12 protein-coding genes are annotated in these 12,990 nt (G+C 43.9%); 4 read left to right on the plus strand and 8 right to left on the minus strand.

The features are described 5' to 3' along the window. From ABD894_RS18510 to ABD894_RS18525, 4 genes are read left to right on the plus strand one after another with little or no spacing between them, the layout of a single operon-like run. Positions 1 to 765 (plus strand): DUF4129 domain-containing protein, encoded by a 765-nt coding sequence (locus tag ABD894_RS18510; protein WP_345212559.1) that lies wholly within the window; start codon positions 1 to 3, stop codon positions 763 to 765. Further along, complete coding sequence (locus ABD894_RS18515) at positions 762 to 1,940, plus strand: DUF4350 domain-containing protein (protein ID WP_345212560.1); 1,179 nt, start codon at positions 762 to 764, stop codon at positions 1,938 to 1,940. Before ABD894_RS18510 ends, ABD894_RS18515 begins: the two co-directional genes overlap by 4 nt. 3 nt (positions 1,941 to 1,943) lie before the next feature. Next, positions 1,944 to 2,921, plus strand: a complete 978-nt coding sequence (locus ABD894_RS18520; RefSeq protein WP_345212561.1) for an AAA family ATPase — start codon at positions 1,944 to 1,946, stop codon at positions 2,919 to 2,921. Between the two features lie 11 nt (positions 2,922 to 2,932). Beyond that, positions 2,933 to 4,279, plus strand: coding sequence for a DUF58 domain-containing protein (locus tag ABD894_RS18525; protein WP_345212562.1), 1,347 nt, complete (start codon positions 2,933 to 2,935; stop codon positions 4,277 to 4,279). A gap of 3 nt (positions 4,280 to 4,282) precedes the next feature. On the opposite strand, the gene ABD894_RS18530 is transcribed toward ABD894_RS18525, so the two are convergent. From ABD894_RS18530 to ABD894_RS18565, 8 genes are all read right to left on the minus strand, one after another. Then, a complete protein-coding gene (locus tag ABD894_RS18530; RefSeq protein WP_345212563.1) occupies positions 4,283 to 5,068 on the minus strand; it encodes a mechanosensitive ion channel family protein in 786 nt (261 codons plus the stop codon). A gap of 365 nt (positions 5,069 to 5,433) precedes the next feature. Next, positions 5,434 to 7,071, minus strand: a complete 1,638-nt coding sequence (gene groL / locus ABD894_RS18535) for a chaperonin GroEL (protein ID WP_345212564.1) — start codon at positions 7,069 to 7,071, stop codon at positions 5,434 to 5,436. Positions 7,072 to 7,174: 103 nt separating this feature from the next. Further along, positions 7,175 to 7,450 carry a co-chaperone GroES gene (gene groES, locus ABD894_RS18540; RefSeq protein WP_345212565.1) on the minus strand — a complete coding sequence of 92 codons (276 nt, stop codon included), beginning with the start codon at positions 7,448 to 7,450 and terminating at the stop codon, positions 7,175 to 7,177. Between the two features lie 247 nt (positions 7,451 to 7,697). Beyond that, positions 7,698 to 8,060 (minus strand): preprotein translocase subunit SecG, encoded by a 363-nt coding sequence (gene secG, locus ABD894_RS18545; protein ID WP_345212566.1) that lies wholly within the window; start codon positions 8,058 to 8,060, stop codon positions 7,698 to 7,700. A 9-nt stretch (positions 8,061 to 8,069) separates the two neighbouring features. Next, a complete protein-coding gene (locus tag ABD894_RS18550) occupies positions 8,070 to 9,527 on the minus strand; it encodes a hypothetical protein (RefSeq protein ID WP_345212567.1) in 1,458 nt (485 codons plus the stop codon). A 21-nt stretch (positions 9,528 to 9,548) separates the two neighbouring features. Beyond that, complete coding sequence (locus ABD894_RS18555; RefSeq protein ID WP_345212568.1) at positions 9,549 to 10,064, minus strand: LptE family protein; 516 nt, start codon at positions 10,062 to 10,064, stop codon at positions 9,549 to 9,551. A 6-nt stretch (positions 10,065 to 10,070) separates the two neighbouring features. Continuing rightward, positions 10,071 to 11,336 (minus strand): sigma-54 interaction domain-containing protein, encoded by a 1,266-nt coding sequence (locus tag ABD894_RS18560; RefSeq protein ID WP_345212569.1) that lies wholly within the window; start codon positions 11,334 to 11,336, stop codon positions 10,071 to 10,073. Between the two features lie 79 nt (positions 11,337 to 11,415). Continuing rightward, positions 11,416 to 12,936 (minus strand): MiaB/RimO family radical SAM methylthiotransferase, encoded by a 1,521-nt coding sequence (locus ABD894_RS18565; protein ID WP_345212570.1) that lies wholly within the window; start codon positions 12,934 to 12,936, stop codon positions 11,416 to 11,418. Positions 12,937 to 12,990: the final 54 nt, after the last annotated feature.

The following is a 12,990-nucleotide window of genomic DNA, read 5'->3' on the forward strand; positions in this document are numbered from 1 at the left end:
ATGCGCAGGTTAATTCCTTTTCTTTTACTTACACTGTTACTGGTACTGCCATGTTCTTTTGCATGGGCAGTAGATAAGAATCCGCCTGCGGTAAAAAAAGTTATAAAAACGGTAAAGAAAACACCGGCTATATTGCATGCCGATAGCGCAGCCGTTAAACCCCAAAAGTTTAACGATGCCAGTTTGGAACAATACGCCTCGCAGCGCGATTTCAGGTATGATGATGGCGCTACCGAGGGCCCTACCTGGTGGGATCGTTTCTGGGATTGGTTTGGGGCGCCTTTCCGTGGTTTCCACATGTCGCCCGAGGCTTTTATTATACTGAAGTATACGTTTTTAATTATAGCTATTGCGGGTTTGCTTTTTGTGATATTAAAACTTGTTGGTATTGATATTACCGGTGTTTTTGGCATAGGCCCCAAAAAGGCTTCGGTACCCTATCACGAAACCTTGGAAAACATTCACGAGATTGATTTTGATGCCGAAATAGAGCTTGCCGTAACGCAGGGCAATTATCGCCTAGCTGTTCGTTTGCTGTATTTGAAATGCCTTAAACAACTAAGCGATAAAAACCTGATAGACTGGCAAATTGACAAAACCAACACAGCCTATTTTTACGAGTTACAGGACGCGGATAAGCAACAGGCCTTTGGCTCATTAACCCGCCGGTTTGAATATGTATGGTACGGTAATTTTATAATTGACGAACCTGCTTACAAAGATATTAACGTGCTATTTCAGCAATTTAAACAGCAAATAGCATGAGGAGCCTGAAGATATATCTTATAGTAACCATATCGCTGTTTGTATTGTACATTGTTGTGCAGCTGAACAAACCCAAACCTACCAACTGGAAGGAAACCTATATCAATACCGATAAAATCCCATTCGGTACCTTTATTTTGTATGACAGGGCTAAGGACATATTCCCCAAATCGCAGATCCATGCGGTGCGCGAACCTGTTTATAATACCCTGGCCGATACTACCCTAAAAAACACGGCTTATGTACTTATAGGCGGGGGAATTGAGTTATCAAAACCCGATTATGAACGCCTCACCGCATACATCAAAGCCGGTAACGATGTCTTTATAGCCGTTGAAAACTTCGGAACCTTGTTCCGTAAAAACCTGAAGATAGCAACCGATAATAAGTACGACATTGCCAATAACGATGAACTGGTAGGTTTTGTAAACCCCGCTCTCGACCCGGAAAAGAAATACCGCGTAGACAGGCAGGCGGGCAATATGTACTTTAGTCAGCTTGATACCGCGCGCGCTTTACTGCTTGGGCAAAACACACAGCATAAGGCCAACTTTGTGCGCTTTAAATTCGGCAAGGGATCGTTATACCTTATCAGCAATCCTAAACTGTTCAGTAATTATAGTCTGTTGAAAACGCAGGGTGCCGAGTATTCTGCCTATGCCCTATCCTACCTGAACAGCCCTAAACAAATCCTGTGGGATGAGTACTATACCCAGGGCACAGCAAATGAAGGTTCGCCGATGAAGGTTTTCCTTACCAATGCCGAACTGCGCTGGGCTTATTACATTACCTTAGGCAGCTTGTTGCTGTTTGTGTTGTACGAGGTAAAACGCAGGCAAAGGATCATCCCGGTTATTGAGCCGCTTAAAAACTCCACCGTTGATTTTATTAATGTGGTTGGGCAGGTATACTACGAGCAGCGCGACAATCAAAACATCGCCCATAAAAAGATACTGTACTTTCTTACACATGTGCGCGATCGTTACCTTATTAAAACCAACAAGTTAGATAATGAATTTGTGAACACCTTTGCAGCCAAAAGCGGCATCGAGCTAAATTTCGTACGCGATATGGTGAATTACATTAATTACATAGCACACCAAAGTCAGGTTAGCGACAGCGAGCTGATTGAACTAAACAAACTGATCGAAAAATTTTATACCTTATCTGTATAGACAATGGAAGAAGAAATATTTGAGAATAGAACGGATATGAGCAGGCTTAACGCTGCCGTTGAGCAAATAAAAGCCACGCTTGCCAAAATAATTGTTGGTCAGCAGGAAACTATTGATCTTATTATTGCCGGGATACTGGCCGATGGGCACATACTGATTGAAGGTGTACCCGGCGTAGCCAAAACGCTGACCGCTAAACTGGTAGCCAAGGCCATCAACGCCAAATACTCGCGCATACAGTTCACCCCCGATTTGATGCCGTCGGATATTTTGGGCACGCAGGTATTTAACCCTAAAACCGCCGATTTTGAATTTAAGCACGGCCCCATCTTCGGTAATATTGTACTGATAGATGAGATTAACCGGGCACCGGCCAAAACACAGTCGGCCTTGTTTGAGGTGATGGAAGAGCGCCAACTTACCAACGATGGCAATACCTATAAAATGGATGAGCCCTTCATTGTATTGGCTACCCAAAACCCTGTTGAGCAGGAAGGTACCTACCGCCTGCCCGAAGCCCAGCTTGACCGCTTTATTTTTAAGGTAGAAGTAAAATATCCTTCGCTTGAAGAAGAGATAGCCATTATTACCCAACAGCACCAGCACAAAACCAGTGATCAACTGGCCGATGTACACCCGGTGCTATCAGCTCATGATATTGTAGCCCTGCGCGAGCAGGTGAAAGCTTTTCATGTGGAGCCTAAAATACTGGAGTTTGTGGCCAAACTGATTCACGAAACACGTAACAATAAAGCCTTGTTTTTAGGTGGATCGCCCCGCGCGTCGCTGGCAATTGTTAATGCCGCTAAGGCATTGGCTGCCATTAAAGGCCGCGATTTTGTCACCCCTGAAGATGTAATATGGGTAGCACCGCCGGTGTTAAGGCACCGCCTGATGCTTACCCCCGATAAAGAGATGGAAGGCCTTACCACCGATGATGTGGTTGCACAGATCATCCAGAAAATTGAAGTACCAAGATAAGCCCGCACTGCGTGAAAAAAGTATTCAGTTTATTTTATAAAAACCTATTTCTTACCAACCGCCTGTTTGCGGGGCTAACGCTTTGCGTGGTGGTATTTTTATTCGGGTTCTTTTTTAAATGGTTAGGCATTATACCCGAACTGGTTTTTTATACGCTGATACTATTGATACTGGTTGATGTGCTGATGCTTTACAATACATCAAAAGGCATATTTGCACGCAGGCACGCCCCCGAGCGGCTTAGCAACAGCGATGATAATGAACTGGGCATCTATATCGAAAACCTGTATTCGTTCACTACTACGATAGGTATTATTGATGAAATTCCCTTTCAGTTTCAAAAACGCGATGTATGGTTTAAAACCACCCTGCTGTCGCGCCAGCAAAAACAGATCAATTACTTTTTGCGCCCTACCAAACGCGGCGAATATGAGTTTGGCGATATCAGGGTATACGTGCGGTCGCCCTTGGGGCTAATAAGCCGCCGTTATACCTTTGAACAGGCCGAAACCTTGCCCGTTTACCCTTCATTTTTGCAAATGCGCAAGTATGAGCTGATGGCTATATCAAACCGCTTGAGCGAAGTGGGGATCAAAAAGATCCGCAGGCTTGGCCATAGCATGGAGTTTGAGCAGGTAAAAAACTACGTACCCGGCGATGATTACCGCACCATTAACTGGAAGGCCACCGCGAGGCAGGGAAGCTTTATGGTGAACTCCTATACCGACGAAAAATCACAGCATGTGTATTGCGTAATAGATAAGTCGAGGTCAATGCAGATGCCTTTTGACGGACTAAGCCTGCTCGATTATGCTATTAATGCCAGCCTGGTATTATCGAGCGTGGCGCTGATAAAAGAAGACAAGGCGGGAGTGATCACCGTTGGTGAAAAAATTGGCTCCGTTATACCTGCCGACCGCCGGCCGGTACAGCTAAACCGCATACTGGAAGTTTTGTACAAAGAGAAAACCCGCTACCTCGAAACCAATATGGAAGCACTGTACAGCACTGTACGCAGTGTAATAAAGCAGCGGAGTTTAGTGGTGTTCTTTACTAATTACGAGAGCATGTCGGCACTGCAAAGGCAGCTGCCATTTCTGAAACGGATAGCTAAGTTCCATTTGCTGATGGTGGTATTTTTTGAGAATACCGAACTGAAAGCCATAAGCGAGCAACCGGCTAAGGATGTTGAGAACATCTACATAAAAACCATTGCCGAAAAATTTGCCAACGAGAAAAAGGTGATTGTAAAGGAACTGGCCAAGCATGGTATACAATCCATCCTCACCGCCCCAAAAAACCTTACCATCAATACCGTTAACCGCTACCTCGAAATTAAGGCACGCCAGCGTATATAACCATCAGGTACCCGGGAACTTTATACCCTGGGCCATCAGCTTTTTAATTACCTCTTCGTGGATATACGTTTTGGCATTCAGAAACTCGGCAGGCTCGGCCCATATATTTACCACAAAGGTAACGCGGTCAAAAGCCAATCGTACTATACCTATTTTCACAGGCCTGTCGGGCAGTATGCCGGGCGCGGTTTTAACGGCATCGGCAATAAGTTCCATCACACTTTCGGGGCTGGCGGCGTAGCTCAACTCTATCTCAAAATCCAAACGGCGCTGGGTTTCGCGGGTAATGTTTACAATTACCTCGTTAAACAACTTTCCGTTAGGTATAATAATGGTTTTATTATCGATGGTTAACAGTACGGTATAAAAGATCTGTATGGTGGTTACCCTGCCCTCCTGCCCCTGCGCACGGATGGTATCGTTTAGTTCAAATGGTTTCAGTAATAAGATAAGCACCCCACCTGCAAAGTTTTGCAGCGTACCCGATAAGGCCAAACCGGCGGCCACACCAAACGCGCCCACAAGCGTCGTGAATATGGTTGCCTCAACTTTAAGTATTTGCATTACCGTTAACACCAGCAAAATATGCAGGGCGGTAATTGATAAACTAAGTAAGAAAGATTGAAGGGATGAATGAACCTCGCGTTTGCTCATTTGAGCGATGATACGCGATTTAAGGAGCCTGATGAACCACAGGCCAATGATGAGTACTATTAATCCGCTAACAATATCAGGGCCATGCAGCAGGATCCATTTATAAGCGCTGTCGTAAAAGTCTTGTAATTTCATACTTAATATAAGCACGAAATTAGCAAATTATTACATAAGCGACACCAGGAACTCCGGCGACTTTAACACAACCCACTCAAATAAACGGGTTTGTAAATATTTTCTTTTTAAGGTTAGACGTTTCATGTGCTCATATAATCAAATGCTATGCCTAAGTGGGCATATAACATCATTTACGTGCAAATACGTAGAATAATTACAAGCAGTTTATTTTTTGATAACATTTAGGCTGATATCCGTCATTTATTGGCTTTTTACGCTTTAAACGCCGATTATAAACGCACTAAAAAAACGAAAGCCCTGTATGCTATTACATACAAGGCTTTCAGTATATGTTTCCGTTTTACGGGAGAACTCAGGAAGTATTACATCATACCACCCATGCCGCCGCCCATTGGAGGCATACCGGCACCGGCTTTTTCATCTTCCGGATCGTCAGCTAATACTACCTCGGTAGTTAACAGCATGGCCGCGATAGAAGCAGCGTTCTCTAAAGCTACACGGCTTACTTTAGTTGGGTCGATAACACCGGCGCCAATTAAGTTTTCGTATACGTTAGTACGTGCGTTGTAACCGAAATCGGCAGTACCTTCTTTAACCTTTTGTACTACGATTGAACCTTCAATACCTGCGTTTTCGCAAATTTGACGAAGAGGCTCTTCAATAGCACGACGGATGATCTGGATACCTGTGTTTTCGTCTTCGTTAGCACCTTTAAGGTCGTTTAAAGATTCAACAGCGCGGATGAATGCAACACCACCACCTGCAACTATACCTTCTTCAACAGCCGCACGGGTTGCATGTAAAGCATCGTCAACACGATCTTTTTTCTCTTTCATTTCAACCTCGGTAGCAGCACCTACATAAAGTACAGCCACACCACCTGATAATTTAGCTAAACGCTCTTGCAGTTTTTCTTTATCGTAATCAGATGTAGTAGTTTCAATTTGAGATTTGATCTGACCAACACGGGCTTTGATATCATCAGCCTGACCAGCACCATTGATGATGGTTGTGTTATCTTTATCAATAAGAATCTTCTCAGCAGTACCTAAGTAAGAAAGGTCAGCATTTTCTAATTTGTAACCTCTTTCTTCAGATATTACAGTACCACCGGTAAGGATAGCGATATCCTCTAACATAGCTTTACGACGGTCGCCGAAGCCCGGTGCCTTAACAGCAGCAACTTTCAGTGAACCGCGGATCTTGTTAACTACCAATGTAGCTAATGCTTCGCCATCAAGGTCTTCAGCAATAATTAACAATGGTTTGCCTGTTTGTACTTGTTTCTCCAATACCGGAAGCAATTCCTTCATTGAAGAGATCTTTTTATCGTAGATCAGGATGTAAGGGCTATCCAGCTCTACTTCCATTTTATCAGCATTCGTTACGAAGTATGGAGAAAGGTAACCACGGTCAAACTGCATACCTTCTACAGTTTTAACTTCAGTTTCGGTACCTTTTGCTTCTTCAACAGTGATAACACCATCTTTACCAACTTTACCCATCGCTTCAGCAATTAACGAACCGATAACTTCGTCGTTATTTGCAGAGATAGAAGCAACTTGTTTTATTTTGTTATTGTCTTCGCCAACAGTTTGTGATTGTGAGCGCAGGTTTTCAACAACTGCAGATACTGCTTTGTCGATACCGCGTTTTAAATCCATTGGGTTTGCACCGGCAGCTACGTTTTTAATACCTGCGGTTACAATAGCTTGTGCCAATACAGTAGCGGTAGTAGTACCATCACCTGCAATATCAGCAGTTTTTGATGCCACTTCTTTAACCATTTGCGCACCCATGTTTTCTAAAGCATCTTTCAGTTCGATCTCTTTAGCAACAGTAACACCATCTTTAGTGATAGCAGGTGAACCGAATTTTTTATCGATAATTACGTTACGACCTTTAGGACCTAAAGTTACCTTAACCGCATTGGCTAAAATATCAACGCCTCTTTTCAGTGCGTCGCGTGCTTCAACATTGTATTTAACTTGTTTTGCCATTTCTTTATTTGTTTTAATGTTTTGGGGTTGGAATGTTGTAATGTTGTTTAACGCTTTAAGCAACGTTTCAACTTTGTAACGTTACAACAACTCAACAAAAAATTTACAGTACCGCGTAGATATCAGATTCACGCATAATTAAATACTCTTTACCTTCGTAGTTGATTTCGGTACCGGCGTATTTGCCATATAAAACCTGGTCGCCTGTTTTAACAGTTAACGGCTCATCTTTTTTACCTTCACCTACAGCAACTACGGTACCGCGTTGTGGTTTTTCTTTTGCAGTATCAGGGATGATGATTCCGGAAGCAGTTTTTTCTTCGGCTTGAGCAGCTTCAACTACTACTCTGTCTCCGATAGGTTTAATGTTTAACGACATAACTTATGCTTATTTAAAATTTAAATTGTTTTTTATGTATTGCATGTAAGCTACATCAATTGTGCCAAGCACCACATTGTTTACTAATTGGCATAAGTACTGTTGTATTGTCAGTTTAATATCATCCTAATTTAAACAGTATGTTACCTCGTCGGTTTAGCGGTGTCATGATGGCAGTGCGGTATAAACGTAAAAAGCTCCGGCAACTTAGCGTCGCCGGAGCTTTTCAATATTTTTTTGTGGCTGATTACTTTTTAGTAGTATCCTGTGCTTTTGGTTGCGCGGCAGGGAAGCTTTGCGGAGCAGCTACAGGAGCAGTTGGTTTTGAAGCATTTTCAATTTGCTTGTTCAAATCAGGATCGCCGGTAGTAGCATTAGCACCGCCACCACCTTTAACGGCAACGTTAATAGCTAACGATAATATCATCACGGTAATGGCAAGCACCCAGGTGCCTTTTTCTAAAAAATCGCCTGTTTTTTGTACACCCATCAATTGTGATGAGCTTGAAAAATTTGAAGCCAGGCCACCGCCTTTAGGGTTCTGTATCAGCACGATAAGGCCCAACAGTATGCAAACAATAATAGCGATGATGGATAAAACTAAATACATTTTTTTATATCAATTTGTTCTTTTTTCTAAATTCTTAATCTGGTCGGCAAAGTAACGGCTTTTTTCCGGGAATTTCAACATCAATTTTTTGTAAATAGATATGGCTTTGTGATATAGCATCTGATCGGCATAAATAGTAGCCAATGTTTCAGAAACCAGCTCACCATGATCTTCCGAACTTTTGCGGGCCTTGTTCTCGTTATCGAGCCTTTCGCTGCTTGGCGGTTTAATTTGCGGCTCTTCTTTTATAAAGCGCTCCACAATTTCATCGCCCTTGCGTTTCACGTTAGTCTCTACATGCTGGGCGGTACTTTTATCAAGCTGCTCAACCGAGGTTATATGAAATATATTTTCAACATACTGGTGCTGTAAAGCATCAGGAACAGCGGCACCCGTTTTAGTAGCCTGCACGGCCTGCGGTTTAAAATGCGCGTAAGGCTGGTTTACACCGGCATGTTCTTTACGCGTTTTGCTAAGCCACCACATAAAGGTATACGGCATGGTGTCGTCGTGGTATTTCATTACCTCTTCGTCATCAGCTACCGTTTTTTGTTCCGCAGGTTGCCCGGTTATCGGCTGCGCCTCGGGTTCGGGCGTTTCATTAGTTGGTGTACGCTCACTAAAAGCACGATCGAACATAAAGTAATCGGTAGCGGCAATATTACCTACATACAGTTTTTCAGCTTCGTCCTTTATGTTAAAAGTATTTTCGGCCTTAGCAGTTACATCGGGGGTAGCCTCTTCTTGCGGGTGAGTCAGGTTATGGCTATCTTCCGCGCTAAACGGATCGGCGTATGTTAATACGGCCGATTCACTGTCGGCAACAATCGCGTTATTATTTACGGCATCAATAGCAATATGCTCTATCCCTACTATCTCGTCGTATACCTCGTCTTCAATATCAACAGCGCCCTGAACAGGTTGTAAACTATCTTCAACAGCGGTTGGGTTGGCTTCTTCATCAATAAACTGCAAAGGTGTTTCTTCCGCTTGCGGTTCATTCTGTATAGGCGCTTCTTCTGCCTGTGCTTCAATTAACGGAGTAATTTCATCTACCGGGGTGATGATGGCTTCGGGATAAGTTTCGGTACTTAGCTCGATCACTTGCGCGTCGTCAAAGTACTGTACCGGCCTGGCTTCAATTTCGGCCGCCAGCGATGCATTATCATTATACTCCCGTAAACCAATACTGCCGTTCTGGTGAAATACCTGCTCCAGCTGTACAGCCGGAAGTCCCGGTGCATCCTGTATCAGTTTTTGCAGTGCACGGGTATCAAAATAGGCCGCTGCCTGCGCAGGGTTTTGCCCTCCGCCGGCATGTACCAGCAGCGCGTGTAAAAAGCCGCTTTGCGGATACTGACTTACCAGTTGCTGTAAATTTTGCGCATGAAACTGCCCCGTATTAGCCGGATCGGCCAATAATTCATACAAGAGTTCGTTCTGCCTGTTATTCTGATATTGATCCACGAGGTTGAAACTACAAATTGACTACCAATTAGCAAAGGCTTTATTAAAAATATCTTCGGTTAGCTGACGGTTGATCAGTACTATCAAATTTTGCTCCTGAGATGATATATCACCCTTAAAATCGCTGTATTTGGTAAACTGCTGCTCAAAATTAAGCTTCTTATCCACATCGTTAACGTACTTTACGTTAACGGTTATGCTTAAACGCGAGCCACTTGCTATAGGTGGGGTATTGCTGCCCGTAGCCTCAACCGATACCGGTGTAATAGTATAATTTACAATATTGCCCGACATGGTGGCGTTAGCCTCGCCCCTTACAATGCTCAGCCTTGTTTGCGAACGGATTCGTGCTTTTAAGGCCTCGGTAAAATCCTGACTAAGGTTGGATACTACCAGGGGGGCGTTATTTTCAAAAAATTCGATATTAATGGTTTTTAACCCCGGCGGAATTGACGAGCCGTTAAGCGTTATACTGCACGATTGCGAAATAAGCATCAGCGAGAAAACGCCCATAAAAAAAACAAGTCCCTTTTTCATTCGGCCTTATAAATTTAACTCTTTTATTTTTCTGTATAAGGTACGTTCTGATATGCCAAGTTCGTTGGCCGCCAGTTTACGCTTGCCTTTGTGTTTCTTCAGCGCCTTCCTGATCAGGTCTGATTCTTTTTCAACCAGCGACAGCGATTCTTCTACTTCCTCGGCTTCATGGGTGATATGAAAATCATCTGTATTGAGGTTGTTATTGGCACCTATATTGGCATTAACCGAATTATTAACGGGCTGTTGCAGTGTAAATTGCGTATCGGCATTATTAGGCAATTCAATATCGCGGTAAAGCTGGCTAAGTGTCTGAGTATGATCGGCATAATTTGTTGATACGCCGCCGTGTTCAATAATATTGGCTACCAGCTTTTTAAGTTCCACCATATCGCGCTTCATATCAAAAAGCACCTTGTAAAGTATGTCCCTTTCGGAGAAATCTTCTTTAGGCTGATTTTCAACCCGCATGGGCAAATTACGGCCGCTGGTTTCGTGCGGAATATAGGTAAGCAGTATTGGCGCGGTGATGATACGGTCGCGCTCTAAAACGGCCAGTTGCTCGGCCATGTTCTTTAACTGGCGCACGTTACCCGGCCACGAGTAATTGATCAGTACCTGCTGTGCTTCATCGTCCAGTTGAATGGCGGGGCTACGGTATTTATCGGTAAAATCCGACGTAAACTTGCGGAACAGCAGGTAAACGTCTTCTTTCCTGTCGCGCAATGGCGGTATCCGCAAAGGCACGGTATTTAAACGATAGTACAGGTCTTCCCTGAATTTACCGGCCTTTACGGCGTCGTACACATCCACATTGGTAGCGGCAATTACACGCACATTAGTTTTTTCTACCTTGGAGGAACCTACCTTAATGTATTGGCCCGATTCTAAAACACGCAGTAAACGTGCCTGGGTACCCAGCGGCATTTCGGCAATTTCATCTAAAAAGATGGTACCGCCGTTCACGGTTTCAAAATACCCTTTACGCTCGCCAACGGCACCGGTATAAGCCCCCTTCTCGTGCCCGAAAAGTTCCGAATCGATAGTTCCCTCCGGTATAGCGCCGCAGTTAACCGCGATGAACGGCCCGTGCTTGCGCGGACTCATCTGGTGAATGATGTGCGAAAAAACCTCCTTACCACTACCGCTCTCCCCGGTTATTAAAACCGAAATATCAGTAGGTGCAACCTGGTTGGCAATATTTATAGCCCTGTTCAGCAACGGCGAATTACCGATGATGCCAAAGCGTTGTTTAATTTCTTGTATATCCATAATTAGATGTGCAGATATGTAGATGTGAAAATGTGCAGATGCTTTTATTTGCATATCTGCACATATTCACATCTGCACATTAAATAATTTTCCCTATCAACGTAGCTGTAGTAGTTCTTTCAACCATTACGTAGGCGTATTGGCCCGGTTTGTAGCCTTCCTGTTTCGGGAATACTACCATGGCGTTCAGATCGTTACGGCCGCAATAATCATCCTGCGATTTTTTTGAGGTACCTTCTATCAGTACCTTTTGTACTTTGCCCAATTGCTCCTGCATACGGTAGTAGGAATACTCTTGTTGCTTGGCTACAATTTCGCGCAGGCGACGACCTTTTACATCTTCCGGAATATCATCCTTATAACGTTTGGCGGCTAAAGTGCCCGGTCTTTCCGAATACATGAACATGTACGCGAAATCATATTTCACATAATCCATCATGCTTACGGTATCGGCGTGTTCTTCCTCTGTTTCGGTACAAAAACCGGTGATCACATCGGTTGATATAGCGCAACCCGGAATAATGCGACGGATGGCATCAATCCTGTCTATATACCATTCGCGGGTATACGTACGGTTCATCATATCCAGTATGCGGCTATTGCCCGATTGTACCGGCAGATGTATATAGTTACAAATATTTTCGTACTTGGCAATGGTGTACAATACCTCGTCGGTAATGTCCTTAGGGTGCGAGGTAGAAAAACGCACACGCAATTCCGGACTAATCAAAGCGACCATTTCCAGCAAATTGGCGAAGTTTACAGTCGCCTTGCCCAAATCCTCACCATGTGAAATTACGGTTGTGCCATCCTCCAAAAACTTCTCCTGCAACTCTTCGTTACTGGCTTCGTCGGTTGGTTTGGCGGCTTTATTTTTTGCTTCCGGGTTCCATTTGTATGAATCGACATTTTGGCCCAGCAGGGTTACCTCGCGGTAGCCTTTATCAAACAGATCGGCACACTCGGCTACTATCGACAGTGGTTCGCGGCTACGTTCGCGACCACGGGTAAATGGTACTACGCAAAACGAGCACATGTTATCGCATCCTCGCATAATAGATACAAAAGCGTTGATACCATTACTGTTTAACCTCACCGGGCTGATGTCGGCATAAGTTTCCTCGCGTGATAGTAACACGTTCACGGCTTTTTGTCCGCCATCTACCTGGTCTATCAGGTTAGGCAAATCGCGGTATGCATCGGGGCCAACTACTACGTCAACCAGTTTTTCTTCTTCTAAAAATTTCGATTTCAGGCGTTCGGCCATACAGCCCAGTACACCTACTACCATACCCGGGTTACGCACCTTGGCTACGGTAAACTCTTTAAGGCGGTTGCGTACACGCTGCTCGGCGTTTTCTCGTATAGAGCAGGTATTGATGAAAATTACATCGGCAACGCTATAATCTGAAGTGGTTTCAAAACCTTGTTCGGCTAATATGGAGGCTACAATTTCACTGTCGGAGAAATTCATGGCACAACCATAACTTTCAATATACAGCTTGCGGCCATTATTTTTACCGGTAACCGGTTCTAATAACAACGCCTCGCCCTGCCTGCTTTCATCATGTGTTTTATCCGGGAGAACCAAATCGATCATTCTTGCATTTTTTTAAGATTGCAAAAATACATAAACTTTTAAATATTGAATGAC

The sequence above is a fragment of the Mucilaginibacter gynuensis genome (assembly GCF_039541195.1).
GTDB lineage: Bacteria > Bacteroidota > Bacteroidia > Sphingobacteriales > Sphingobacteriaceae > Mucilaginibacter > Mucilaginibacter gynuensis.